Source organism: Bradyrhizobium sp. USDA 4451 (assembly GCF_054822585.1).
This window is the reverse complement of record NZ_JBTRCH010000001.1, coordinates 5,664,569-5,687,397: the sequence shown is the minus strand read 5'-3', so window position 1 is coordinate 5,687,397 and position 22,829 is coordinate 5,664,569. Positions and strand designations below refer to the sequence as shown.

The following is a 22,829-nucleotide window of genomic DNA, read 5'->3' as shown; positions in this document are numbered from 1 at the left end:
CTCACGCCGTGTCGGACACGTCTCCGGCCGCGGCTACCACCCCGCCGGCAGGTCCGGCAGTCGTTCCCCGCACGACCGGCCAAGGCCGACTTTTTTTCACGACACTTCTTGACTTCCGAAACCGGTTTTCTAATTTTTTGCTCGCTACGCCCTTGCGGGGCCAGCACCTGGGCGCCAGTCGGGCCCGGGCGAGACGGGCACCGGTCGTGTCCGGTGCCATTCATATCCATCTTGCTCTATGGAGGATTTGGCTATGCGCACATACGACTTCTCTCCCCTGTTCCGGTCAGCCATTGGCTTTGATCGGCTCTTTGACCTCGCCGAGACCGTCCAACGTGCCGGCGAAGACAATTATCCCCCCTATAATATCGAACGGCTTGCCGAGGATCGGTACCAGATCGCGCTCGCGATCGCCGGCTTTGCCCCTGACGAGATATCGGTGACGGCAGAGCAGAACGTTCTGACCATCGAAGGCACGAAGGTCGAAAAGGCCGAGCGTGAGTACATCTATCAGGGCATCTCGACACGTCGCTTCAAACGACTGTTCAGCCTGGCCGATCACGTCGAGGTCAAGAGCGCGTCGTTCGATAACGGCCTGCTCAGGATCGAGCTCGCCCGTGAAGTGCCGGAGGCCATGAAGCCGAGGCGAATTGCGATCAATGCAGTTCCAAGCAAGGCGACGCGCCAGTTGGAGGGCGTGGCAGCCTAACGATCCGCAAAGCCGCGCTCCGCTGGAGCGCGGCTCCTCATCTCTGGCTTCGTCTCAAGAATGGAGGCACCCATGCGGCCGACGACCGCGACTGTCGACAATGTCCTTGCATTTCGCCTGCCCAGAGGCAGGCAATACGAACATCCGCGCGATGTGCTGCGCGATCCCTGCCTGACGGTGGCGGCGAAGAGAACCATTCTGGCATCCTGGGCTTCGGATGCCTGCGCCGTCGCATCCAATCCTGCTCTGCGCGCGCCTCCAGAACTCAGATCGCCCGTTCCAGTCGGCGATATCCTCGACGCGCTGCGCACCCTTGACGATCCGCGCGAACCGCCAGGAGGCAGGCCGGCCCGGCTCCACTCCACCGAGCGCAGCGTCGCTGCTGCATAGGAGCGGCCCATGACCGAGATCAGGCTTCCGAAGCAAGTCATCGACAGGATTGAAGATCGCTGGTGGTCAAGGTTCAACAAAGATCGGCAGCGAACTTCGGAACAGATCGATGAGCGCCTCGAACGGCTGCGCGCACATCGCAACAATGTTGGCCGATATCGGCGGCTGCTCGGCACCGAGCTTTCCGACCTGGAACGCGATTTCGTCAACCGACGTCTTACTGAAGAGATGGCAGCGATGCAGGTGTTGGCGGCCGACATACCGCCTCTTGTCCTTGATCCGCCGGCGAACGAGCAAATTGTCGGGCAGTCAGGAGAGGGCCGGCCATGACAGAGCTGCAGCGTCTGCTCATACGTGGGAGCGAAAAGGTCATCAGCCATTATCAATTCCTGCTCGATACCGCGAAATCGGACCACGAGCGCGAGCTGCTCACGCGAAGAATCGAGAAGGAACGACAGATGCTGAACGATCTGCTTTATGGCGCGTCTGCGCGTGCGGCCTGACCAGCCGCGACGAGCAAGAAGTGTGTCGCGAGAATTCAGCGCGTGTCCCGTTGACTGCGCCGCATACTCCTTGTCGTCCCTGCCTGGTGCGCGCCAGGCAGGGACGACATCTTGGTGTGGCGGCAGGTTCGCGATCACGCCAAAAGGAGAAGACTACTTCCCCTTCGCTGCCTTCGCCTTCAGCTTCGCCGCGCGGTAGCGCGCCGCGCCGCCGTCGCGGATCGACTGTTCGCTGCGCTCGATGGCCATCGCATCGTCGGGCACGTCCCTGGTGATGACCGAGCCGGAGCCGATATAGGCGCCCTTGCCGATCGTCACCGGCGCGACCAGCGACGAATTGGTGCCGACAAAGGCGCCCTCGCCGATCAGCGTCCTGTGCTTGAGGAAGCCGTCATAGTTGCAGGTGATGGTGCCGGCGCCGAGGTTGGAATTGGCGCCGATATGGGCGTCGCCGACATAGGAGAGGTGGTTGACCTTGACGCCGGCCTCGAGCGTCGCGGCCTTCGTCTCGACGAAATTACCGATCCGCGCGCCGTCACCGAGCGAGGTGCCGGGCCGCAGCCGCGCATAGGGACCGACCGACACCTGCTTGCCGATGCTGGCCTCGACAATGTGCGAGAAAGCATGGATCACGGCGCCGTCGTCGATCGCAACGCCCGGGCCGATCACCACGAACGGCTCGATCACGACGTCCTTGCCGAACTTGGTGTCGGCGGCGAGATAGACGGTCTCCGGCGCGATCAGGGTCACGCCGGCCTCGAGCGCCTGCTTGCGCAGCCGCGCCTGCATCACGGCCTCGGCCTCGGCGAGCTGCGCCTTGGTGTTGATGCCGCGCACTTCGTCTTCGCTGGTCTCGATCACGACGGCCTCCAGTCCCAATTCCTTGACGATGGTCACGGCATCGGTCAGATAAAATTCGCCCTTGGCATTGGCCTTGCCGATCTTCTCGATGATCGCGAGCGCGGTCTTGCCGTCGAACGCCATCACGCCGGCATTGCACAGCGTGATCTTGCGTTCCTCGGGGCTGGCGTCGGCCTGCTCGCGGATCGCGACCAGTCTGCCGTTCTCGACCACCAGACGGCCGTAGCCGGCCGGGTCGGCGGCACGGAAGCCGAGCACCGCCAGCGCAGCACCCTCGCGCAGCGGCGCACGCATGCGCGCAAAGGTCTCGGCCGAGATCAGCGGCGTGTCGCCGAACGCGACCAGCAGGTCGTCGGCGCCGCGGGCGATCGCCTCGCGCGCGGCCAGCACCGCATGCGCGGTGCCGAGCCGCTCGCGCTGCACGAAGGTCTGCGCGTCGGGCCGCACCCGGTGGGCTTCGGCGGCAACCGCCTCATGGTCAGGGCCGATCACGACCGCGAGCTGCGATCCGTCGCCGGAGGCGGCGGCATTGAGCACATGCGCCAGCAGCGTCTGCCCGGCCACCGGGTGCAGCACCTTCGGCAGCGACGAGCGCATCCGCGTGCCCTCGCCGGCCGCAAGCACCACTGTCAGGCTGGTTCGCGCAGTCATTCGCAATCCTCGATCTCGCGCGCAGCTCGCTGCGCCAAACTTGGTTCGAGGCCGTCTTTAATTGTTTTCCCCGCCGGAAGAAACCGATTCGCCTCCGTGGCGCTCCGGATTCAAGTTCCCGATCCATTTCCTGTTAATCTTTGCCTCGTGATTCGGCGGGCCTTGAGGAGGGCCAAGCGGGCTTTGGCCAAAGATCGCGACAATCTGGCGGCGGAATTCGACACCGAGAGCAGCTCCGGCTTTTTGGCTGAGGAGGATGCTTTCGATCGTCGCATGCTCTGGCGGCTCGGGTCGTGGGGCGTGGCCGCGGTCGGCGCAGTCACCGTCGCGGTAATGGCCAACCAGTCGGCGCTGACGCTGAAGCGCGATCAGATCGCCGCAACCGACGTCGCACGCCAGGCCCAGCAATTGCAGACGCTGGCCAAGGAGAGCCACAACGAGACGCGCCGGCTGGCCTCAGCGATCGATACGCTGAACGCCGATCGCGACCGGCTCTATTCGCGCGTCACCACACTGGAACAAGGCCTGGATTCCGTGACCGGCGCGATCGCCAAGCAGCCGGCGGCGCCAGCCCTAACGCCGCCCGCAACAGCCAATTCGTCACAAGCTGCCCCGGCGCCGGCACCAACCGTCGCCGGTGTCGCCACGATACCGCCGGCTGCGTCGGACAAGCCGCCGACGGCCGACAAGGTGCCGGCATCTGCCGACAGCAAGCCGCCCGCAGCGATCGAGAAGCCCGTTGCGGCGGCTGAAAAGCCCGCCGCCGACAAGAAACCAGCACCCGCGGCGCCGAAGCCGCAAGTCGCCGCGGAGGGGCCGCCCGCCTCCGACAATGCGCCGCCGGCTTCGTCCGCCGCCCCGTCCGTTGCCAGTCCAATGAGCGCCGCTGCTGCGGCCACCGCAGTGGACACCAAAGCCGCTGCGCCGCCGCCCTCCGACAAGCCGCTGACTGATAGGCCTCAGCTGGCATCGCTCGATCCCGCCTCGACCAAGCCGGCCGAAACGGCCAAGCCGCCGACCGCGAGCGATGCGGGCGTGGCGCCGAATCCACCGCCGGTGATCAAGGCGGATCCCGAGGCCGACGCGGAGGACGAGGCGGACGCGCCGAAGGCCCAGATCCAGCGCACCGAGTTCGGCGTCGATCTCGGCACGGCAAATTCGGTCAATGGACTGCGCGCGCTGTGGCGGGGCCTGCTGAAGTCGAAGTCCAATGCCGCGCTGGCCGCGCTGCGGCCGATCATCGTCATCAAGGAGAACGGCAACGGGCTCGGCATGCAGCTGCGCCTGGTGGCCGGACCGCTGAACGACGCCGGCACCGCCGCCAAGATCTGCGCCGGTCTCAGCCTGGTCCAGCGGACCTGCGAGACCGCGGTCTATGACGGCCAGCGGCTGGCCTTGAACGAGCCGCCCGCCGCAGCCAGGCCGGCCGTGCCGCACCGGCGGTTCGTGCCGAAGCGCGCGGCCGTGGCGCCGCCGCAGCAGGCTGTTGCCGAGGACAAGAAGCCGGAGCCTTCGACGATCTCCTCGATGTTCCGGCGCAACAGCCAATGATGATGCCAGGCCAATGGATTGCGGCCAAATTCTCGACCGATTTCGCGGCTTACGCCGAGCCTTGTCCCCGCCCCCTTTCCCGACCATAGTGCCGCGATGACCAAACCACCGTTCCGCCTCTCCCCCTATCAGGTCCAGTTCCTGCTGGTCGTGGGCTTCCTCACCGTCGGCTACGCGCTGTATGTGCGCTATCTGGCCATCGAGTTCTCTCCGGTCGCGCTGGCCTGCGACGCCGGCGGGCAGACCATGCTCTGCAAGGCCCGCGCGCTCTCGACCGTGCTGTTCAAGAACTCGGTGTTCGGGATCACGGCGCTGGTGATCGCCGTGCTGAATCTGACGCGGCCGTCGATCGTGCTGCTCACCGCCGGCCTGATCGCCGCGGGGCTCGGCATCGTGCTCTACAACGTCGTGCTGTCGGGCCTGGCGATCGGACTGTTTATCCTGGGTTTTGCGCGGCCCGCGCCCGCCACAGCGTAGCGGCCAGCAGCAGGAACATCACGCAGGTCCAGTCCGACTGCCAGTTGATCGTCCCCTCGTTGAAGATGGTATAGGCGGCAGCGATCGCCAGCAGACCGGCGAATACGGATTCCGCAATCGGCCGGACGCCCTCCTTCGGACGGTTGAGCATGGTCAGCAGCGCGAACGGCACCACGGCCATGGTCAGCGAGGCATAGGGGAAATCGCGGTAACGCGGATCGAAGGCGAAGCCGAGCGCGGCTTCGGCCGCGATCACGGTGGTCGCCGCCAGCACGATCGCCAGCACCGCCCCGAACATACCCTTGCCGCGATAGTCGCGCGGTCCGACCAGTTCGAGGAAGGTCGGCAGCGAGCGCCCGGCGATCAGCGCATGCGCGGTCAATAGCGGCGCGGCGATGCCGGCCGCCAGCAGCACGCCCCAATGCAGCCAGCCGGCAACGCCGTAGCTCTCGTAATACATCTTGTCGCCGGCGATCCCGAGCAGCGTCCCCGCCGTGGTCGCCGAAAGGCCGACCGCGATCCAGGCCGCCGGCCGCGGCGTCCAGGGCCGGCGCCGCAACGTCAGCCAGGCGACCAGGAAGGTGACGACCGACAGCGCCATGCCGCCGGCCATCTGCAGCTTCCAGTCGGGATAGTTGCTGATCGCAACGCCCGGCGGATACTTCACCTGCCGCTTGATCGAATCGAACAGGCCCCAATTGCCGCCGACGGTGCCCTCGAGCTTGCGCTTCCAGGGCTGGTCATAGGCCTCGATCAGGTTGACGCGAAAGCCCTCGCGCTTGGCGAGGTCGAGGATCTCCGACACCACCCGCGCCTGGTTGGTGCGCGACGGCAGTGCGCCCTCCCGCATCCGCCCCTGGCTCGGCCAGCCGGTCTCGCCGATCAGGATCTCCTTGCCGGGAAACGTCACCGCCATCCGCTTACGGATATCGTCGACATGCGCCGCGGCGTATTTGGCCTTGATCGGGATGTCCTCCCAATACGGCAGGATGTGAATGGTGATGAAATCGACCGCGTCATAGATCTCGCGGTTCTTCACCCAGTATTCCCAGACGTCGGCATAGGTGACCGGGATATTGCCGGCCGAAGCCTTCACCGCGCGGATGTTGCCGGCAAGATCGGCGGCCGTCATCTCGCCGCGCAGCAGCACCTCGTTGCCGACGATCAGCGAGGTGACGACACCGGGATATTCCTTGGCGAGGCGGACTGCGATGGCGATCTGCTGCAGGTTCTTGAAGCGGTTGCTGCTGAGCCAGATGCCCTGCATCACCGTCAGCCCGACCTTGGCCGCAACGCCGGGGACCTGGTCGAGGCCGTTCTCGATCGAATAGGTGCGCACGCAGTCGGTGACCTTGGCGAGATCGGTCAGATCCTGCTCGATCTGCTCGACCGGGACTTGTGTCGTAGGATCAAGCGGCGTCTGGGCGCCGCGGAACGGCGTGTAGGACACGCATTGCAGCTTTGCGGCCGGATCGATCGGCGCACGCGCGAGCGTGATCGGCGTGGCGAGCCACCACCACACGGAAGCAATCACGACGAGCGAGATCAGGAGAAGCGCCAGTGGCGTACGAAGCGAAATCGGTTCCATCCTCCGGGGGACCGTCGAATTAGCCGGTCACAGCCCATCTGCCAAGAGCGGGATTAGGTCAATACCATGGTTGTCCTGCGACAGTTTCGCGCCGGATCGATAAAGTTGTGAGTTTGCTGGACAAAATACCAAATTCCAGTCATCTGACTCCGCCAGAGTCTCCGCCGCACTGGAGACCTATTTGGACGGCATCACGCGAGCCGTTAGGATGATCCCGCGGGGGCAGGAACATTATCGGGGAATACATGCGTCGACGGCTGCTTGAGTTGAAGAACACTGCTTTGCGTCACCTTGCCGTCACCGGCGTTGTGGCCAGTCTTGCGCTCCTGACCGGAGCCGGCGGCGCTTTCGCCCAGAGCGGCACGCCGAATCCGCCGGATCAGGCCAAACAGCAGCCCGGAAATCCGGCCGATGCGAACGCCAATGCCGCGCGGGAGGCGAACCAGCGCAAGGTCGAGGAGTTCGGCGAGGCTCAGCAGGCCATCAACGGCCCAGCCGGCAACCCGGAATGCGTCTGGCTCGGCCGCCGTGTGGTCCGCCTGATGTGGAACGACGACCTCGACACCGCGTTCCGCCACCTTGACCTGTATGACCGGTTCGGCTGCCCCGGCGGTCACGTCCAGGCTGCGTTCCGCTGCCTGACCCGGTTCGGCGCCCAGATCGACGACAAGGTGCGCGGCAGCCTCGACGGCCGCATCCACGCCTGCTGGATCAATCCGGGCGCCCAGCCGCAGGCCGCGGCGGCTGCCGCGGCGCCGAGCCCGGCACCGTCGACCGCCGGCAACGCCGCGCCCGCACCGGCTGCCTCGCCCTCGCCTGCACCGGCCCCGTCGGCCACACCTGCGCCGGCGTCGAAATAGCGGCGCTCGCGCGACCGGGGGTCCGGCCGCGATTTTTTCGCGGCTGGAACGGCTTGCGCCCTTAAAACGCCATCGCGGCACACCAGTTGTTAAATCGGATGGCGGAGATATCTTTTCCTCCACCGTGATATTGGTCGAACCCAGGGGACGGGTTCGCTTAGTCCTCACTCTCAGGCCCCGTATGGTTTAACCGCGATGCGCGCCGTCGTCGCCGTCCTGTTGCTTGTCACCGCCGCCCACGCCGCCCTGTGGGGTCTCTTCCAGGAGAAACAGTCGGCGCCCGATTTCCGCGGCACGCTGCCGAGCCTGTCCTACGCCCCGTTCGAGTCAGGGCACACCGTCGCTGACGTTGCTGCCGACACCGAGAAGGTGCGCGCCGATCTCAGAAAGCTCTCCACCCTCACGAAAGCGGTCCGGCTCTATTCATCGACCGAAGGCAACGAACTGGTGCCTCCGGTTGCCGCCGAGTTCGGCATGAAGGTCACCGTCGGCGCGTGGATCGACAAGGACGCCAACCGCAACAATCGCGAGCTCGACGCCGCGATCAACCTGGCCAAGCGCAACAGCAACGTCATCGGCATCGTGGTCGGCAACGAAACCGTGTTCCGCGGCGAGCAGGTCCCGCTCGAAAACCTCGGCACGGTTCCGGAGATCGGCGTGTCGCCTGAGGACTCCGAGCGAATCCTGCGCGAGGAAGCACAGCGCCTTCACGACGCGGATACGCAGCCCGAGGACAAGCGCGCCGAAGCGGTCAAATGGGCGGTTGCCGAAAACAACGTGCAGCGGCTGGTCAGGGTGATTCAGCGGGTCAAGAAGTCGGTCAACGTTCCCGTCACGACCGGCGAAATCTGGAACATCTGGCGCGATCATCCGCAGCTCGCCAACTCGGCCGACTTCATCGCCGCCCACGTGCTGCCGTACTGGGAAAACTTCACCGACAAGCAGGCGGTAGACCAGGCGGTCGATCGCTACAATCTGTTGCGCGACTCCTTCCCCGGCAAACGCATCCTGATCGCCGAATTCGGCTGGCCGAGCCAGGGCTACAATCTGCGCAACGCCGAGCCGGGCGCGTTCCAGCAGGCCACCGTGCTGCGCAACTTCGTTACCCGCGCCGAAGCCATCGGCATGGACTACAACATCGTCGAGGCCATCGATCAGCCCTGGAAGTTCTTCGAAGGCGGCGTCGGTCCCTATTGGGGCATCCTCAATGCCGACCGCGAGGCGAAGTTCGCCTGGACCGGACCGATCACCGACCTGAACTACTGGAAGATCGCGCTGGTCGCCGTGCTGGTCGGGCTGTTCATGTCGCTGCCGATCCTGCGGCTGGACCAGCCGACCGTGATGCAGGCGCTGCTGCTGTCGGCCGCGGCCAATGGCGTCGGCGCCTGGGTTGCGACCGTGTTCTCATACTGGACCACGCACTATTTCGTCTGGGGCTCGGCGTTTGCGCTCAGCCTTGGCCTGGTGCTCCTGGTTCCTCTCGTACTTATCGCGATGGCGCGGATCGAGGAGATCGCGGCGGTGGCATTCGGCCGCGGCCCGCGTAGGCTGATCGGCAAGAGCGCGCCGCTGGCGCCGGCCACGATCGGCGAGAACGTCAAGTTCCCGAAAGTCTCGATCCACATCCCGGCTTACTTTGAGCCGGTCGAGATGCTGAAGCAGACGCTCGATGCGGTGTCGCGGCTTGACTATCCGAACTTCGAGTGCGTCTGCATCATCAACAATACGCCCGATCCCGACTTCTGGCGGCCGATCCAGGATCACTGCCGGCTGCTCGGCGAGCGCTTCAAGTTCATCAATGCCGAGAAGGTGCAGGGCTTCAAGGCCGGCGCGCTGCGCATCGCGATGGAACGCACCGCGGCCGACGCCGAGATCATCGGCATCATCGACGCCGACTATGTCGTGCACCCGGATTGGCTGAAGGACCTGGTGCCGGCCTTCGCCGACCCGCGCGTCGGACTGGTGCAGGCGCCGCAGGAGCACCGCGACGGCGACCGCTCGCTGATGCACTACATCATGAACGGGGAATATGCCGGCTTCTTCGATATCGGCATGGTCCAGCGCAACGAGTTCAACGCCATCATCGTGCACGGCACGATGTGCCTGATTCGACGCGCCGCGATGGACAAGGTCGGCGGCTGGTCCTCCGACACGATCTGCGAGGACACCGATCTCGGCCTCTCGATCCAGCAGGCGGGCTGGCTCACGCACTACACCAATGTGCGTTACGGCGAAGGCCTGCTGCCCGACACCTACGAGGCCTTCAAGAAGCAGCGCCATCGCTGGGCCTATGGCGGCTTCCAGATCGTCAAGAAGCACTGGCGGCGCTTCCTGCCCGGCGCCAGCCGGCTGACGCCCGATCAGCGCCGCGAATTCTCGCTCGGCTGGCTCAACTGGCTCGGGGCCGAAAGCCTCGGCGTCGTGGTTGCGATCCTCAATCTGATCTGGGTGCCGATCGTCGCCTTCGCCGACATCGCGATCCCCGACAAGATCCTGACCTTGCCGATCATCGCCTCCTTCGTCGTCTCGCTGGTACATTTCGTCGCGCTCTACCGGCTGCGGGTGAACATCAAGGCCGGCCAGATGCTGGGCGCCATGATCGCGGCGATGAGCGTGCAGTGGACGGTGTCGCGCGCGGTGGCGCAGGGCCTGATCACCGAACATCTCGCCTTCGCCCGCACCTCCAAGGGCGGCCTGTCGCGGATGTCGATCGAATTCCAGGCGTTCTGGGAAGCGGTGATCGGCGTACTGCTGCTGATCGGCGCGATCGTGCTGGTCGTGACCAACGGCTTCAAGCAGGTGCGCGAAATCTACATCTTCGCCGGCGTGCTGGTGCTGCAAAGCCTGCCGTTCCTAGCCGCGGTTTCAATCGCGATCCTGGAGAATTCGCGGATCAACGAGTTCGCGTTCTGGCGCAACAGCGCGATCCGCACCGCGGAACTGATCGGACTGCGCCCGGTCAGCCTGCCCTCGGTCGCCGCCCCGCAGCAGCCGGTCGGCTCGGAAATCCGCCACGACGGCTAACGCCTGATCCGGACCCCGAGGGCCGCGTCAGCGCAAAGTGCGCAGCGGTTTTCCGGAAAGATCATGCGCAAACAAAGTCAACTTCAAGAAACGGCCCTAACCGCACGCGCCGAATGGGCAAATCCGCCGCAACGGTGCACAATTGACCGCCCGTCGGCTATTGACCCGATGGTCCCCGCCCCCTACACAGCGCGGACTGGAGCATGATCCGGAGCGGTTCACCGCCTGCGTCCGGATCCGATGTTCAGGTGAGTGAGCGCGTAGCTCAGGCGGTAGAGCACGTGACTTTTAATCATGGGGTCGAGGGTTCGAGTCCCTCCGCGCTCACCAACTAACGTCTTCCCATAGCCCAAACAGAAATCCGACCAGCGCTGGAATCCATCCTGTGGGCTTCGCCGGCAAACAGAGAGCTGACAGGCGCGGCTGGAATGCTCGACTGCAGCCCAGATCAACGAGCCGGCGGATTGTAGCGATCCCAGATCACGGTTCTCGAGACACTCTGCGGCGATCGAGAGATGGCGTCATCGAACCTGTGATAGTGGTCGAACTGCTGCTGCTCATCGCGCAGCTGCGCCGCTCCGGTGGACGCGTAAGGGCTATTCGCACCGTTCCAATGCTCAGATCCCGACACGACGCCACCCCATCTTGGTTCAGATGCAGGCTGGTTAGCATCGTTGTGCAGGTATCTCTGTATCGCCGTGGCAACAGCGCGAGCAATCCGCGCAAACATCAGCACACGGATTGTTTCCTTGATTCTCCGTCCGTGAACAGTGCTCGAACTTTTGATTTCGCTGAAAGATACGCCCTGAGACTCTCCACCGACGGGGATAGGACTGAAGACAAAAATTGAAAAGCTGAGGCCGCCGAATGGTCGTGTTGCAATGATCGGGGATAAATGCGCTTAGAACTTACGTCCGTCGGATGCCATTTTCTTGCATTCGCCGCTGACGGTCAGGGATTTCCCTCCCGACGACAGGGTCTTGGTCGCCTTGCCAGACTGTCGGGAAATCGTGATCGACAGCGAAGCGACGAGATCATTGCCACCGATCGTGATATTTGTCGGGCCATCGAAGGAAAAGGAATCCTGGCTCGCTTTCCAACCTCCGGCTGGATCGACGTAGTATTGCAGGGTCGAGGCAGCCATATTCCAATCATCAGTTGAGGCGGCTGGAAAATCGCACTCCAATGCTGCGATCGGGGCTTGCGCGTGACCTTCCAGCGTCAGCGCTCCCAAGGCCAGCAGCAAAAGAAATCCATCTCGTATGACGCGCACGGATACACTCCTCAAAGCTCCCCACGGATGGCCGCAGCATACCTCCTGAGCGCGAGCGAGGCGAGCGCCTGGCGGTAGCCATCTCTCCTTCAGCGTGCAAAATGCGATGCCAGGAGCTCGCACATGAAACTTGCCAGGACTGTCGCAGTTTGGCTCGTGCCTTGCGTGCTTGCCGCAACGGCCAATGCACAGAGCTGCCTGACGGGGCCCCGTCAAGACGAAGGACGGCACGTTGCAGACATGGACTGTCGTCAATCGGTGCGGCGCACCGGTCACGCTGCGCTATTCGCTGACAGGTCCCCTCGGCAAAGAAGCCAAAACCGCAATCGTCTCCGCCTGCAGCAGGCAACGGATCGTGCAGACCTTCGAGACCGATCGAATCGATTTTCTCGACACGGCCTACGGTCCGGGCTGGGAAAAGATTTGCCCATTATTGGACGATGAGATCAGCCCCGGGAAGCGACCGGAAAAATCAACCCACGAAATGGATCAGATCCCGTTTCCATCCATCAGCCCGCCGCCCCTGACCGATCCCAAGCCAATAGGTCCCGCGGGCGGGAAACCCATTCCCAAGGGATAGCCTGGGCGTTGGCGCCGCGAGCTCACCGGTCCACCGCCAGCGGCAACTCGCCCTGGCCGCCTGTCCAGTCGATGATCTCGAGCGGGAGCCCGCGCTTGAGCATCTCGGCTTCGAGACTGCCGGCGTGCCGTTTCCACTCCGGCGTCGAGCGGACACGGAATTTCGGGTCTTCGCCGTTGGCCTCGAATTCATCGTCGGCTTTCAGCGCGCCGCGGATGGCTTCGTACATCATCTTCAGGCTGGCGTCGGTGAAGGCGCCGTAGTCCATCGGTCGTCTCCCTCAGCACTGTGAGAAGCAAAAGGCCGCCACGTAACGTCTCGTGGCGGCCTTCTGCTAGCAGGCCCATCCAGACGGCCTGGGACGAGGTTGCGTGAGTCGGGTTAAGGAAACGTTGTTCGCGCGGGCGGCACGCATGGCGCTCGCCGACGAGGACGGGCCCCGCCGAAGCGGGGCCCTTCCGCGTGATGGAGATCGGGACTTACTAGTCGTCCCAGTCGTGTCCACGGATCACTACACCGCGGTCGCGATCGTAGTCACGATGGTGGTTGTACCAACCATGGTGCCAGCCACGATCATAGTCCCGATAGACGCGACGACCCTCATATCGATCGCCGTAGTAGCCGCGGTCGCCGCCGATATAGACGCCCACGCCCTGCGCGCTGGCGATGGTCGGTGCCGCAATCGAGAGAGCCGCAACGGCGGCGAGTGCGTAAGTCAACTTCGTCATGACATCCTCCTTCCAGTACGCCGTGACAACGACCGGCGTCCGCGCATGTTGCAGGAACTAGTTCGGAACTTTTCTGAACGCCTGTTCAACATCGTGGCGCATTCGACGCATTGTCACGGACCCGCGGAGGAAGACCGTTAGAGTCGCTTGCGATGCCCTATTTCCCCTGGATTCCACCTGGTCGGAAACCGCGCTGACGGCGGGGAACCGGAGCAGGTTTCCGTCAGGTTCGCATTCGCGGATTTGCCCGTAATTGCCCTCAAAGCCCCAGGCAGCGAAACAGTTGCGTGAGCGCGGTGTTGGCGGATTGGGCGCGCCGCTCGACAACCTCGGCGGCGGTGGCGTAGTTGCGCGCCAGGATCTCAAGCGCGCGTCGGGCATCCGGCAACGTGGATTGCTCCGCCATCTCCAGGCACTGGTGCTCGAAGTAGCGAAGCTCCTCAAGTTCGGTCATTGCGATTCGTCCGGTTGGTTTTGCATCTTCGAACTGAGTGCTCCCGCGACCTAGTGAAAATTTGGCAAGATTGTTGCGGGCACCGGCCGATTCATTCGCAGTGTTGCTGGATGCATGATGTGATCATCACCGCTGCGTGACCGCTGCCGATCCGCGCGGTGCGAATCGACAGGCGCGCCCGACTGCCCCAGAATGCGTGAGTCTTGCCCGGCAGTCCTGTCGTCGGAGCGGGCCGCGGTTGATTCGGCATGGGGTTGGTTGTTGAACCAGATGAAGAAACGCGATTGGGCCTTCGTGGCCGCCTGTGCGGCCGGCGCACTGGTCTTCGGCGTCTGGAGCTTCCAGATGGGTCTTGCGTTTCATCGATCCCAGCCGGCTCCGACAGATCTCTCGAGCGCGCATCGGCACCGTCCGGCGGCCCCGGATTAGGCCCAGGCCAGGCCTGCAATGACGGCGCCGTCATCGTCGTCGGACTCCGCCCGCGTCGGCCGCCTGCGCCGCAGGCCGTCCTTGGCGCGGCGGTGACGAATCCCGAACCGGTGCACCCGCCGCAGCGCGCCGCCGACGACATCGATGGCCTGCCTGACGACGACCATGACGGTCGCGACCCGCGTGAACAGGCCGACCAGGAAGATCATCGAGAAGATGTCGATATAGGCCAGCAGATCGCCCACCAGCATCAACTCGGGCGGCAGCGGAATCCGGTGCCAATAAGCGCCGATCAGGATGACGACCGGGATCAGCGCGATCAGCTTGCGCAGCGTCAGCCGGTCGAGCAAAGCGGCGAGCTCGACGACCAGGATCTGCCAGAGCCAATCGCCCAGCGCCGCAGGCTTGTCGATCGTCCAGACCCGCCAGATCCGCTTCCACATCGCAGCGTTTGCCTTGTCCCTGCCTGGCGCCCCGAGGGCAATCGCCACGGCTACGGCTTCGACGACGCCTCGCTGCCGTCGCCCTCGACGGCAGCGCCTTGCGCGTCGGCCGCATCGGCCGACGGAAAGATGCGCTCGTAGTTGGCGCGGGCCTCGCGGATCAGACGCGCCCGTTCCAGTTCAGACTTCGAGATGAACCTGATGATCTCGCCCATGTGCTCTCCAGGGGGCCAATTCTCCATTCACAGCCAATGCAACCATCGTGCCTGTTGGCCGGATGGCCGTCGGCCTCGCCGCTCAGCGGAGCGCCCGGGGCGCCACGCGCGGCTGGCTGAACGCAACGCGCGGATTGATGCCGCAGCTCGCAGCGCGGCCTGACGCCGACGCCTGGCACTGCTGGTAGGTCTGGTAACCGCAGTAACCGGGATACCCCTCCTCCTTGCCCTGGATGCACCAGGGATAGTCGTAAGGGTCGGCCGCCGCCGGCTGTGCGGCGCCGATAATCCAGCTCGTCCCGAGCGCGGCGAACGCGAGACGCGCCCAATTCGTGCTGCGCATGATCCTGCTTCCTTCTCAATCGGCACCCAGCCGTCGATGTAGGTAGGCAGGCCAAATCTGCGAGGTTTTCGCTCGCCGGCTCAAGAAGCTGTGACCCGCGCGTGACGGCGTGCCTTGAAACGGAAAAACTGCCGCGAACGGGCTTGGCGCATGCAAGCGCCTACAAAAAACACGAGGCCCGGTGTGCCTAGGAGACCGGGCCTCGTGTCTGATGTCCCCCGCCTCAGTGGCGGATCAGACGTCGTGGTTACGCGAGCTTGTCGGCGCGATCCATCCCGGATGACTACGGGGTCGGCCGTGCGCGGAAATCACTTGCTGTAGCTGTAGAACCCCTGCCCGGTCTTGCGGCCGAGATGACCGGCATCGACCATCTCCTTCAGCAGCGGCGCCGGCCGGTACTTGGGATCGTTGAAGCCGGTGTAGAACACCTCCATCACCGACAGCATGGTGTCGAGCCCGATCAGGTCGGCGAGCGCGAGCGGACCGATCGGATGGTTGCAGCCGAGCTTCATGCCGGCGTCGATCTCCTCCGCGGTCGCGATGCCTTCCTGCAGCGCGAAGATCGCCTCGTTGATCATTGGGCACAGGATGCGGTTGACCGCGAAGCCCGGGCTGTTCTTCGCGGTGATCGCGACCTTGCCGACGCGCTTGGCGAACGCTTCGGCCTTGGCGACCGTGTCGTCGGAGGTCTGCAACCCGCGGATCAATTCGAGCAATGCCATCACCGGCACCGGATTGAAGAAATGCATCCCGATGAAGCGGTCGGGACGATCGGTCGAGGCCGCCAGGCGGGTGATCGAGATCGACGAGGTGTTGGTCGCAACCAGCGCGCTCGGCTTCAAGCCGGCGCAGAGATCCCTGAGGATCTTGACCTTGAGCTCCTCGTTCTCGGTCGCGGCTTCGATCACGAGATCGCAGGAGGCGAGCTTTGACTTGTCGATGGTGGCATCGATGCGCGCCAGCGTCGCGTCGCGATCGGCCGCGGTCATCTTCTCCTTCGCAACCAGGCGCTCGAGACTGCTCCCGACCGTCTTCAGGCCGCGCTGCACCGCCGCGTCGGAAATATCCACCATGGTGACAGCAAGCCCCGCCGCCGCGCAGATCTGCGCGATGCCGTTGCCCATGGTTCCGGCGCCGATAATGCCAACCGTTTCGATCATTGTATCCGTCCCTCGCAGCTTGCGCGGCCACACGGCCGCATCGTCAAAAACGGCGGACCGTGGGGTCCGCGGATGGCGCATGAATAGCAGCCCGGCCGCACCGCCGATACAGTAGACGCTGGTATTCTGGTGAGGGTTACTCGGGGCGCGGCGGATGCGGCCGCCGGGGCGGAACGGCGCGGCGCGGCGGGACCTCGGTCCGCGACGGCTCGGCCGCGCGAGACGGCTCAAACACGCGGTTGAGCCGCACGATCCACCAGGCCAGCCGGCCGTAGCTGCGGCGCAGTGCCGATCCGAATCCTTCGTCGATGTCCTGGTCACGATCCATACCCCTATCGCTAACGTGCATCCTTGAAGGAACGGTGAGCGCCATCACGTGCGACGCCGGCAATCGTTAGGAACTTGGCAACTATTTCGCGCAAGCCTTGCTGCGTTGACGGCGCGGGCAGCGGTAATTTTCCGGATTGCGTCTCGAAGACCCTGCGCCGCAGCATCGCCATGCCGGTGCGACTCGCATTTTGTTGATCGAATTTTCCGCGGGGCGCCGTGACACAAGGAAATTAGACGACGAGGGCTACGCCCATGCTTTCTGAAAAATTCTTTTTGGTTCTTGAGACATTGCTGAACGGCCAGACCCATTCCGACGGAAGCCCGCGGGTGGTGAGCACCTCGCCCCACGTCCCGATCAAGCTCCCGCGCGAAAGCCAACCGCAAGGCAGCCCGCCGCGCTAGGCAGAGTGCCGAAGCGAGGTTTGGTCGCGACCTCTTCCGCGCTTGATCGTCAAGTCGGCGTCGCGATCCCCCGTGATCCAGCTCATAGTCGGTGAAGGCGAGCCACGCTACACCACTCCCGCAACGCAGTGGTGCCGCCATGGACTCGGAGACCGACAGCAAGACCGATTTCGCGGGCATCGCGGTCGCGATTTGCGTCGCCGCCTACATCGCGATCATACTGGCCTATCTCGCCCAATACGATCTCGGCCTGACCGCGCTTCAGACGCGTGATCTATCGATGACGGCTGCACTGTTCCTCGCGCTGCCGGTCGCGCTGGATCTCCTGCGCAGCGGCCCCCGCAACCTGCGCTGACGCGCGCAGCGCGCGCCTGCCCACACCCGATCTCCCCCGCCGCGACCGCGCCCAACACAACATAGCGCTAGGTGAAGCGAGGCGAATCAGCGTTACTTTGCAACTGATCGCTTCGTGGGATTTGGCGACATGACCCAGCCCGACGGTTTGGATCAAAATATTCGCGAACTGCAGGAATGGCTCCGCAACGCCTGGCAGCAGCTTGCGGATCCCTCGCTCACCGCCTTCTCCCGCCGCGAACTGCGCAACCAGATGAAGCAATGCAACGCCGATCTGCGCGTGCAGCTGCAGGCGGCGTCCGAACGGCTGAGCCAGCCCCTGCCATCGGGCAGGACGTTCGCCAGGCCGGAACTGCGGATCCTCGTCTAGCGTCCGTCTGCCGGCGCGCCAAAATGCCGCGATCAACCCATCCGCCCCCTCTGCTTGTGCGGGAGGCGCTGAGGCAGAGCAAAACCTCGCCGGCATGCCTATATTGGGCGTCGTCGGGCGGCCAACGCCGCTGAAGCTTTTGGGGACTCCCGTGTTATATCTGGAACTTGCGATCGTGACGGTCTTGATCGTCGTCAACGGTCTGTTGTCGATGTCGGAGCTCGCGATCGTCTCCTCGCGTCCGGCGCGCCTCGCCGCGCTGGTCGAACGCGGCGTCAGCGGCTCGCGCCGCGCGCTGGCACTGGCCTCCGATCCCGGAAAATTCCTCTCCACCGTGCAGATCGGCATCACGCTGATCGGCGTGCTCTCGGGCGCCTTTTCGGGCGCCACGCTCGGCCAGCGGCTCTCGCAATGGCTGTTCGAGCTTGGCGTGCCGGCCAACGTCGCCGACGCCGCCGGTGTCGGCATTGTCGTCGGCGTCATCACCTATGCTTCGCTGATCGTCGGCGAGCTGGTGCCGAAGCAGATCGCGCTGCGCGATCCCGAGGCGATCGCGGTGCGCGCCGCACCGGCGATGACGGTGATGGCGAAGCTGTCGCTGCCGGTAGTGTGGCTGCTCGACCGCTCCGGCAAGTCGCTGCTGTGGCTGCTCGGCCATCGCGAGGACGCCCAGGACCGCGTCAGCGAAGACGAGATCAAGACGCTGGTGGTCGAGGCCGAGAACGCCGGCGTGCTCGAGCCCGGCGAAAAGGAAATGATCGCCGGCGTGATGCGGCTCGGCGACCTGCCGGTCGGTGCCGTGATGACGCCGCGCCACGAGGTCAGCCTGATCGACCTCGCCGCGCCCGCGCCCGAAATCCTGGCGACGTTGCAGAGGAGCAATCACTCGCGCTGCGTGGTGTTCGACGGCAACCGCGATCATGCGCTCGGCATCGTGCAGGCCAAGGACGTGCTCGACGTCTACCTCGCCGGCCAGCCCCCCGACATCCGCGCGCTGACGCGCGATGCGCCGATCATCCCGGAGACCGTCGACGCCCGCGACGTGGTCGCGATCCTGCGCGACTCCGCGGTGCATATCGGCCTCGTGCATGATGAGTACGGCACCTTCCAGGGCGTGGTCACCAGCGCCGACATCCTCGAGGCCATCGTCGGCGCCTTCCATACCGAGCAGGGCCCGGCCGAGCCGGCCTATGTCAGGCGCGATAACGACTCCTATTTGATTTCAGGTTGGATGCCTGCGCTGGAATTCAGCGAGCTGCTCGGCATCACGCTGCCCTCGCCGCGGCCTTACCAGACCGCGGCCGGCTTCCTGCTGCACGCGTTCGGCGCGATCCCCGATACCGGCGCGAAAACCACCGCGCAGGGCTGGAATTTCGAGATCGTCGACCTCGACGGCCGGCGCATCGACAAGGTGCTGGCGAGCAAGGCGCCGCGGCCTGACATTGCCAGCCGGCCGGCCTGTTGATAACGGGCAGGACAGCAAAACGGGCGGCCGCTGTGTGCTATCGGCATAGCGGCAGCCCTCGATAGGTCCAAAGTAACCCCCACGGAATTGATCCCATGCGCATTACCCTCGTCGGTTCCCGCCATTTCGGCGTGACGACCCTGAACATGCTGCGCGAGCACCACGTCACGCTGGTCAGGGTGGTCGTCCATGACGGCGAGGACCGGCTGGCGGCCGCAGCCCGGGCGGCGGGCATCGAGGTCGTGATCCAGGCCGATCCCAAGCTGGTGACCGCCGCGGAGATCGCGCCCGGCACCGACCTGATCGTCACCGCCCACAGTCACGCCCGCGTCAGCAAGGAGGCGCTTGCCGTCGCCAAGCTCGGCGGCATCGGATACCACCCATCGCTGTTGCCGCGTCACCGCGGCATCGCGGCGGTGGAATGGACCATCAAGGAAGGCGATCCGATCGCCGGCGGCAGCATCTATCATCTCGCCGATCGCATGGATGCCGGCGCGATCGCCGCGCAGGACTGGGTCTTCGTCAAGAAGGGCGAGACCGCCCGCGAGTTGTGGGAGCGCGCGCTGGCGCCGCTCGGCTTACGTCTGCTCGGCGAGGTCATCGACTACGGCAAGGTCAATGGCACGCTGCCGGCCAAGCCGCAGGACGAGCAGTTTGCGACCAAGGCGCCCAACCTGAGTCCCGGCAAGCACTAGGCCGCATTTAGGTATTAAAATACCACATCTAGAAACGAGGAGACACGATTCTTTCGTTCCTGACCCGGAACCAGATTCACTATGATGTGTTTGAGTTCACAGGAACATTCGGGGGTTCCCGCGACGCAGCAAATTTTGAACACATTGTGACAGGATAAGCCGCGTCATCACACGAAATTACAGGGATTTGATTCATGCGTTCGATCCGCATCCGCGACCTGATTTTGGTCACTTCGGTCGCTTCGGCTGCCGCCCTCACCGCTGCTCCCGCGTCCGCTCAGCAGCCTTATGACGGCCTTTGGAACGTCACTGTCGTCACCAAGACCGGAAGCTGCGAGCCGTCGCAGAGCTCGACCGTGACCGTCGCCGAAGGAAAAATCTCGGCACAGGGTGCGGCGATCTCCGGCACCGTCGGCAGTGGGGGACTTGTGCGAGTCTCGATCAATGGTGCATATGCGAACGGACAACTCAGTGGCAACTCCGGATCGGGGAAGTGGAATGGGGCATCAGCTGGCGTACCGTGCAGCGGCCGATGGGAAGCATCCCGTCAGTAAGATCACCAGCCTATCAAGATTCTTCGCCAGCGCGCGGCGGCCCGCATTTGCAGCCGCCGCGTTTTTCGTGACCGCCCTCGCGAGCACGGCGGGCCATGCGCAGTCCGGCCCGTTCGCCGGCATGGCCGGCACCTGGTCGGGCGCCGGCTCGGTCACGCTGGACGATGGATCCAGCGAGCGGATTCGCTGCCGTGCGACCTATCACGTCGGTGGGCCCAGGATGACCATGAGCCTCACCTGCGCCAGCGACGCCTACAAGTTCAACCTGGCGGCCGACGTACAGGCTGAAGGCAGCGCGGTGACTGGCTCGTGGAGCGAGTCCAGCCGCAATGTCAGCGGCGATCTGCGCGGTCGTGGCGGCGGCGGCAACTTCCAGGTCGTGGCCAGCGCCCCCGGCTTCAACGCCGACATCTCGATGCGCACCAGCGGCAACAAGCAGTCGGTCACGATCAGGGCCGACAGCCAGTTCCGCGGCGCCAACATCACGCTGTCGAAGTGATCAATCGTCCTGCGACGAGAAAAGCCCTCGGGTCATCCCCGGGGGCTTTTCATTTGGCCGCGCGTCAATGACCCCGCGCGCGTCTCAGCGGCGCTATGCGGCCGGCACGAACGCCGTAACCTCGATCTCGACCTTGGCGCGCTGATCGACCAGACCGTCGATATAGAGCAGCGTCGACGGCGGGAAATTGCGCCCGAGCGTCTCCTTCCACGCCGCGCCGATGCCGGCGCCCGCGGCCTCGTATTCGCTGCGGCTGGTCAGGTACCAGGTCAGGCGCACGATGTGCTCGGGGCCGGCGCCGGCCTCGTTCAACAGCTTGACGATGCGCTTCAGCGCGGTGCCGACCTGGGCGGCCATGTCGGAGGCGTAATCGCCCTTCTCGTCGCCGCCGGTCTGGCCTGCGAGCACGATCCATTTGCCGGGCGCGTCGAACGCGACACCGTGCGAGAAGCCGCGGGGTTTCGACCATTCGGCCGGTTGCAAGACACGCATGAGCAGATCCTCCCTGATTGTCATTCCGGGGCGCACGCGAAAGCGGGCGAACCCGGAATCTCGAGATTCCGGGCCTGGTTCTTCGAACCATCCCGGAATGACATCTTGTGCTTAGCAGAGATCGCGCAGCCGGCGCACCACCGGTCGACGGAATTGCGCGTTGCAAATTCGTGGCAGCTCGCCGATACCGGGAATCCCTCCTCACCTCATTTCCGTCATGGATCGCACGCCCTCAAAGACCCGCGCCGCGCTGTGGATGTCCGGCTGGCTCGCGCTGATGCTGATCGTGGCGGTGGCCGGTCGCGAGGCGACGCGCGAGGTCAACGTCTTCCAGCTGATGGCGGTGCGCGGCGTGCTCGGCTTCGGGATGTTGTATCCGCTGATCGCCATGAATGGCGGGCTTGCCGTGGTGAAGACCGCACGCGTGCACGTCCACATCGCGCGCAACCTGATCCATTTCTGCGCCCAGCTCGGCTGGTTCTATGCGCTGACCCTGATCCCGCTCGGCCAGGTGGTGGCGATCGAATTCACGATGCCGATCTGGACCGCGATCCTGGCGGCGAGCTTTCTCGGCGAACGCATGACATCCTGGAAGGTGGTCGCGATCGTGCTGGGACTGGTCGGCGTGCTCGTCATCGTGCGGCCGGCCGGCGCGATCAATCCGGGCCAGCTGATCGCGCTCGGCGCGGCCGTCGGCTTCGGCATCTCGGTTGTCGTGGTCAAATCGCTGACCCGAACCGAGCAGACACTGACCATCATGTTCTGGATGCTGGTGGTGCAGTCGCTCGCCAGCATCGGGCCCGCGCTCTATGTCTGGACCTGGCCGCCGCTGTCGACCTGGGGCTGGCTCGCCGTGATCGCATTCTGCGGCACCTTCTCGCATTATTGCATGGCGCGTGCGTTGCTCCACGCCGACGCGACCGTGGTGATCCCGATGGATTTCGTCCGGGTGCCGCTGACGGCCATCGTCGGATGGCTGATCTATGCCGAGCGGCTCGACGCCTACACGGTGCTCGGCGCGGCGATGATCCTGGCCGGCAACCTCTTGAACCTGACGCCGGGCGGAAAGGCGCCGGCGCACGCGAAATGATCTCGCGTCGCGCCACGTCCAGCGCAGCTTGCCTATCGTAGCAGAGAGCCCGGGATCTCCCGGGCTCCCTGGTCCAGAAAGCGCTACTTCCCCGCGGCCTTGCGCAGGGCCGCGTTGATGCGGTCCTGCCAGCCGGGACCGCCTTCCTGGAAATACTGCAGCACGTCCTGGTCGATCCGCAGCGTGACCTGCTCGCGGACGCCGGGCACGGCCACCGTCTTCGGCACCGCGTCGGCGACCTTGGTGGTGGCGCGCTTGAACGCCGCCTCGGCCTCGCTGCGGGCATCGTTCAGGGTTCGCGGACGTCTCGGCTGGTCGGCCATGTCTTGGATTCCTGTG

The 22,829-nt window shown here is 64.7% G+C and carries 29 protein-coding genes and 1 tRNA gene; 17 read left to right on the top strand and 13 right to left on the bottom strand.

Features of this window, described 5'->3' with window-relative positions; translation table 11 throughout:
- Positions 1 to 253: 253 nt before the first annotated feature.
- The 4 genes from ACVMB0_RS26220 (at position 254) to ACVMB0_RS26205 (ending at position 1,602) form a co-directional block, all read left to right on the top strand.
- Positions 254 to 709: an Hsp20 family protein gene (locus ACVMB0_RS26220; protein ID WP_456754829.1), complete on the top strand. Its 456-nt coding sequence runs from the start codon at positions 254 to 256 to the stop codon at positions 707 to 709.
- A gap of 72 nt (positions 710 to 781) precedes the next feature.
- Entirely contained in the window at positions 782 to 1,099 is a 318-nt protein-coding gene (locus tag ACVMB0_RS26215) for a hypothetical protein (RefSeq protein ID WP_461348142.1), read from the top strand.
- Positions 1,100 to 1,108: 9 nt separating this feature from the next.
- Entirely contained in the window at positions 1,109 to 1,429 is a 321-nt protein-coding gene (locus tag ACVMB0_RS26210) for a hypothetical protein (RefSeq protein WP_456754831.1), read from the top strand.
- Complete coding sequence (locus tag ACVMB0_RS26205) at positions 1,426 to 1,602, top strand: hypothetical protein (protein ID WP_456754832.1); 177 nt, start codon at positions 1,426 to 1,428, stop codon at positions 1,600 to 1,602. Before ACVMB0_RS26210 ends, ACVMB0_RS26205 begins: the two co-directional genes overlap by 4 nt.
- Before the next feature lie 153 nt (positions 1,603 to 1,755).
- On the opposite strand, the gene glmU is transcribed toward ACVMB0_RS26205, so the two are convergent.
- Positions 1,756 to 3,114 (bottom strand): bifunctional UDP-N-acetylglucosamine diphosphorylase/glucosamine-1-phosphate N-acetyltransferase GlmU, encoded by a 1,359-nt coding sequence (gene glmU / locus ACVMB0_RS26200; protein ID WP_461348141.1) that lies wholly within the window; start codon positions 3,112 to 3,114, stop codon positions 1,756 to 1,758.
- A gap of 183 nt (positions 3,115 to 3,297) precedes the next feature.
- Between glmU and ACVMB0_RS26195 the strand changes: the two genes are divergently transcribed.
- Together ACVMB0_RS26195 and ACVMB0_RS26190 are read left to right on the top strand one after the other, a co-directional pair.
- Positions 3,298 to 4,665: a hypothetical protein gene (locus tag ACVMB0_RS26195; RefSeq protein ID WP_461348140.1), complete on the top strand. Its 1,368-nt coding sequence runs from the start codon at positions 3,298 to 3,300 to the stop codon at positions 4,663 to 4,665.
- A gap of 96 nt (positions 4,666 to 4,761) precedes the next feature.
- Complete coding sequence (locus ACVMB0_RS26190; RefSeq protein ID WP_456754835.1) at positions 4,762 to 5,142, top strand: hypothetical protein; 381 nt, start codon at positions 4,762 to 4,764, stop codon at positions 5,140 to 5,142.
- Here ACVMB0_RS26190 and ACVMB0_RS26185 read toward each other — a convergent pair.
- Entirely contained in the window at positions 5,102 to 6,730 is a 1,629-nt protein-coding gene (locus ACVMB0_RS26185) for a glycoside hydrolase family 17 protein (protein ID WP_456798103.1), read from the bottom strand. The genes ACVMB0_RS26190 and ACVMB0_RS26185 overlap by 41 nt on opposite strands.
- Before the next feature lie 245 nt (positions 6,731 to 6,975).
- Here ACVMB0_RS26185 and ACVMB0_RS26180 point away from each other — a divergent pair, with 245 nt between their 5' ends.
- From ACVMB0_RS26180 to ACVMB0_RS26170, 3 genes are all read left to right on the top strand, one after another.
- Positions 6,976 to 7,590, top strand: a complete 615-nt coding sequence (locus ACVMB0_RS26180) for a beta-1-3, beta-1-6-glucan biosynthesis protein (RefSeq protein WP_456754837.1) — start codon at positions 6,976 to 6,978, stop codon at positions 7,588 to 7,590.
- A gap of 195 nt (positions 7,591 to 7,785) precedes the next feature.
- Positions 7,786 to 10,614 (top strand): glycosyltransferase, encoded by a 2,829-nt coding sequence (locus ACVMB0_RS26175; RefSeq protein WP_461348139.1) that lies wholly within the window; start codon positions 7,786 to 7,788, stop codon positions 10,612 to 10,614.
- 254 nt (positions 10,615 to 10,868) lie between these two features.
- Positions 10,869 to 10,944 (top strand) — tRNA-Lys (locus tag ACVMB0_RS26170).
- A 571-nt stretch (positions 10,945 to 11,515) separates the two neighbouring features.
- Here ACVMB0_RS26170 and ACVMB0_RS26165 read toward each other — a convergent pair.
- Positions 11,516 to 11,887, bottom strand: a complete 372-nt coding sequence (locus ACVMB0_RS26165) for a hypothetical protein (RefSeq protein ID WP_461348138.1) — start codon at positions 11,885 to 11,887, stop codon at positions 11,516 to 11,518.
- A gap of 232 nt (positions 11,888 to 12,119) precedes the next feature.
- Here ACVMB0_RS26165 and ACVMB0_RS26160 point away from each other — a divergent pair, with 232 nt between their 5' ends.
- Positions 12,120 to 12,467: a hypothetical protein gene (locus ACVMB0_RS26160; protein ID WP_461348137.1), complete on the top strand. Its 348-nt coding sequence runs from the start codon at positions 12,120 to 12,122 to the stop codon at positions 12,465 to 12,467.
- A gap of 22 nt (positions 12,468 to 12,489) precedes the next feature.
- Here ACVMB0_RS26160 and ACVMB0_RS26155 read toward each other — a convergent pair whose 3' ends face one another.
- From ACVMB0_RS26155 to ACVMB0_RS26120, 8 genes are all read right to left on the bottom strand, one after another.
- Positions 12,490 to 12,735 (bottom strand): hypothetical protein, encoded by a 246-nt coding sequence (locus ACVMB0_RS26155; protein ID WP_461348136.1) that lies wholly within the window; start codon positions 12,733 to 12,735, stop codon positions 12,490 to 12,492.
- Between the two features lie 214 nt (positions 12,736 to 12,949).
- Positions 12,950 to 13,195, bottom strand: a complete 246-nt coding sequence (locus ACVMB0_RS26150) for a hypothetical protein (protein ID WP_456754866.1) — start codon at positions 13,193 to 13,195, stop codon at positions 12,950 to 12,952.
- Positions 13,196 to 13,454: 259 nt separating this feature from the next.
- Complete coding sequence (locus tag ACVMB0_RS26145; protein ID WP_456754867.1) at positions 13,455 to 13,649, bottom strand: hypothetical protein; 195 nt, start codon at positions 13,647 to 13,649, stop codon at positions 13,455 to 13,457.
- Positions 13,650 to 14,074: 425 nt separating this feature from the next.
- Positions 14,075 to 14,569 (bottom strand): hypothetical protein, encoded by a 495-nt coding sequence (locus tag ACVMB0_RS26140; RefSeq protein WP_461348135.1) that lies wholly within the window; start codon positions 14,567 to 14,569, stop codon positions 14,075 to 14,077.
- Between the two features lie 2 nt (positions 14,570 to 14,571).
- Positions 14,572 to 14,736, bottom strand: coding sequence for a hypothetical protein (locus ACVMB0_RS26135; protein ID WP_461348134.1), 165 nt, complete (start codon positions 14,734 to 14,736; stop codon positions 14,572 to 14,574).
- Positions 14,737 to 14,818: 82 nt separating this feature from the next.
- Positions 14,819 to 15,079: a DUF3551 domain-containing protein gene (locus tag ACVMB0_RS26130; protein ID WP_461348133.1), complete on the bottom strand. Its 261-nt coding sequence runs from the start codon at positions 15,077 to 15,079 to the stop codon at positions 14,819 to 14,821.
- Between the two features lie 308 nt (positions 15,080 to 15,387).
- On the bottom strand, positions 15,388 to 16,320 hold the full coding sequence (locus tag ACVMB0_RS26125) for a 3-hydroxybutyryl-CoA dehydrogenase (RefSeq protein ID WP_461348132.1): 933 nt from the start codon (positions 16,318 to 16,320) through the stop codon (positions 15,388 to 15,390).
- Between the two features lie 55 nt (positions 16,321 to 16,375).
- The gene (locus ACVMB0_RS26120; protein WP_456754872.1) at positions 16,376 to 16,567 is read right to left on the bottom strand and encodes a hypothetical protein; all 192 of its coding nucleotides are present in this window, start codon (positions 16,565 to 16,567) and stop codon (positions 16,376 to 16,378) included.
- 543 nt (positions 16,568 to 17,110) lie between these two features.
- Between ACVMB0_RS26120 and ACVMB0_RS26115 the strand changes: the two genes are divergently transcribed.
- The 6 genes from ACVMB0_RS26115 to ACVMB0_RS26090 all read left to right on the top strand — a co-directional run bounded on the left by ACVMB0_RS26115 (position 17,111) and on the right by ACVMB0_RS26090 (position 20,908).
- On the top strand, positions 17,111 to 17,326 hold the full coding sequence (locus ACVMB0_RS26115; protein ID WP_456754873.1) for a hypothetical protein: 216 nt from the start codon (positions 17,111 to 17,113) through the stop codon (positions 17,324 to 17,326).
- Positions 17,327 to 17,455: 129 nt separating this feature from the next.
- The gene (locus ACVMB0_RS26110; RefSeq protein WP_456754874.1) at positions 17,456 to 17,695 is read left to right on the top strand and encodes a hypothetical protein; all 240 of its coding nucleotides are present in this window, start codon (positions 17,456 to 17,458) and stop codon (positions 17,693 to 17,695) included.
- Between the two features lie 151 nt (positions 17,696 to 17,846).
- The gene (locus tag ACVMB0_RS26105; RefSeq protein WP_461348131.1) at positions 17,847 to 19,160 is read left to right on the top strand and encodes a hemolysin family protein; all 1,314 of its coding nucleotides are present in this window, start codon (positions 17,847 to 17,849) and stop codon (positions 19,158 to 19,160) included.
- Positions 19,161 to 19,255: 95 nt separating this feature from the next.
- Positions 19,256 to 19,855, top strand: coding sequence for a formyltransferase family protein (locus ACVMB0_RS26100; protein WP_461348130.1), 600 nt, complete (start codon positions 19,256 to 19,258; stop codon positions 19,853 to 19,855).
- Positions 19,856 to 20,049: 194 nt separating this feature from the next.
- On the top strand, positions 20,050 to 20,409 hold the full coding sequence (locus ACVMB0_RS26095; protein ID WP_016846110.1) for a hypothetical protein: 360 nt from the start codon (positions 20,050 to 20,052) through the stop codon (positions 20,407 to 20,409).
- Positions 20,354 to 20,908, top strand: coding sequence for a hypothetical protein (locus ACVMB0_RS26090; protein WP_461348129.1), 555 nt, complete (start codon positions 20,354 to 20,356; stop codon positions 20,906 to 20,908). The genes ACVMB0_RS26095 and ACVMB0_RS26090 overlap by 56 nt, the downstream gene beginning before the upstream one ends.
- 93 nt (positions 20,909 to 21,001) lie before the next feature.
- Here the strand turns inward: ACVMB0_RS26090 and ACVMB0_RS26085 are convergent, their stop codons facing one another.
- Positions 21,002 to 21,400 (bottom strand): RidA family protein, encoded by a 399-nt coding sequence (locus tag ACVMB0_RS26085; RefSeq protein WP_456798125.1) that lies wholly within the window; start codon positions 21,398 to 21,400, stop codon positions 21,002 to 21,004.
- 217 nt (positions 21,401 to 21,617) lie between these two features.
- Between ACVMB0_RS26085 and ACVMB0_RS26080 the strand changes: the two genes are divergently transcribed.
- Positions 21,618 to 22,490: a DMT family transporter gene (locus tag ACVMB0_RS26080; RefSeq protein WP_461348128.1), complete on the top strand. Its 873-nt coding sequence runs from the start codon at positions 21,618 to 21,620 to the stop codon at positions 22,488 to 22,490.
- 83 nt (positions 22,491 to 22,573) lie between these two features.
- On the opposite strand, the gene ACVMB0_RS26075 is transcribed toward ACVMB0_RS26080, so the two are convergent.
- Entirely contained in the window at positions 22,574 to 22,813 is a 240-nt protein-coding gene (locus ACVMB0_RS26075; protein WP_029082626.1) for a BrnA antitoxin family protein, read from the bottom strand.
- Positions 22,814 to 22,829 lie beyond the last annotated feature (16 nt).

Coding starts and splice junctions, on each gene's coding strand:
- ACVMB0_RS26220 (WP_456754829.1), top strand. CDS start 254: ATGCGCACATACGACTTCTCTCCCCTGTTCCGGTCAGCCATTGGCTTT.
- ACVMB0_RS26215 (WP_461348142.1), top strand. CDS start 782: ATGCGGCCGACGACCGCGACTGTCGACAATGTCCTTGCATTTCGCCTG.
- ACVMB0_RS26210 (WP_456754831.1), top strand. CDS start 1,109: ATGACCGAGATCAGGCTTCCGAAGCAAGTCATCGACAGGATTGAAGAT.
- ACVMB0_RS26205 (WP_456754832.1), top strand. CDS start 1,426: ATGACAGAGCTGCAGCGTCTGCTCATACGTGGGAGCGAAAAGGTCATC.
- glmU (WP_461348141.1), bottom strand. CDS start 3,114: ATGACTGCGCGAACCAGCCTGACAGTGGTGCTTGCGGCCGGCGAGGGC.
- ACVMB0_RS26190 (WP_456754835.1), top strand. CDS start 4,762: ATGACCAAACCACCGTTCCGCCTCTCCCCCTATCAGGTCCAGTTCCTG.
- ACVMB0_RS26185 (WP_456798103.1), bottom strand. CDS start 6,730: ATGGAACCGATTTCGCTTCGTACGCCACTGGCGCTTCTCCTGATCTCG.
- ACVMB0_RS26180 (WP_456754837.1), top strand. CDS start 6,976: ATGCGTCGACGGCTGCTTGAGTTGAAGAACACTGCTTTGCGTCACCTT.
- ACVMB0_RS26175 (WP_461348139.1), top strand. CDS start 7,786: ATGCGCGCCGTCGTCGCCGTCCTGTTGCTTGTCACCGCCGCCCACGCC.
- ACVMB0_RS26155 (WP_461348136.1), bottom strand. CDS start 12,735: ATGGACTACGGCGCCTTCACCGACGCCAGCCTGAAGATGATGTACGAA.
- ACVMB0_RS26150 (WP_456754866.1), bottom strand. CDS start 13,195: ATGACGAAGTTGACTTACGCACTCGCCGCCGTTGCGGCTCTCTCGATT.
- ACVMB0_RS26145 (WP_456754867.1), bottom strand. CDS start 13,649: ATGACCGAACTTGAGGAGCTTCGCTACTTCGAGCACCAGTGCCTGGAG.
- ACVMB0_RS26135 (WP_461348134.1), bottom strand. CDS start 14,736: ATGGGCGAGATCATCAGGTTCATCTCGAAGTCTGAACTGGAACGGGCG.
- ACVMB0_RS26130 (WP_461348133.1), bottom strand. CDS start 15,079: ATGCGCAGCACGAATTGGGCGCGTCTCGCGTTCGCCGCGCTCGGGACG.
- ACVMB0_RS26125 (WP_461348132.1), bottom strand. CDS start 16,320: ATGCGCCATCCGCGGACCCCACGGTCCGCCGTTTTTGACGATGCGGCC.
- ACVMB0_RS26120 (WP_456754872.1), bottom strand. CDS start 16,567: ATGGATCGTGACCAGGACATCGACGAAGGATTCGGATCGGCACTGCGC.
- ACVMB0_RS26115 (WP_456754873.1), top strand. CDS start 17,111: ATGGACTCGGAGACCGACAGCAAGACCGATTTCGCGGGCATCGCGGTC.
- ACVMB0_RS26110 (WP_456754874.1), top strand. CDS start 17,456: ATGACCCAGCCCGACGGTTTGGATCAAAATATTCGCGAACTGCAGGAA.
- ACVMB0_RS26100 (WP_461348130.1), top strand. CDS start 19,256: ATGCGCATTACCCTCGTCGGTTCCCGCCATTTCGGCGTGACGACCCTG.
- ACVMB0_RS26095 (WP_016846110.1), top strand. CDS start 20,050: ATGCGTTCGATCCGCATCCGCGACCTGATTTTGGTCACTTCGGTCGCT.
- ACVMB0_RS26090 (WP_461348129.1), top strand. CDS start 20,354: ATGGGGCATCAGCTGGCGTACCGTGCAGCGGCCGATGGGAAGCATCCC.
- ACVMB0_RS26085 (WP_456798125.1), bottom strand. CDS start 21,400: ATGCGTGTCTTGCAACCGGCCGAATGGTCGAAACCCCGCGGCTTCTCG.
- ACVMB0_RS26080 (WP_461348128.1), top strand. CDS start 21,618: ATGGATCGCACGCCCTCAAAGACCCGCGCCGCGCTGTGGATGTCCGGC.
- ACVMB0_RS26075 (WP_029082626.1), bottom strand. CDS start 22,813: ATGGCCGACCAGCCGAGACGTCCGCGAACCCTGAACGATGCCCGCAGC.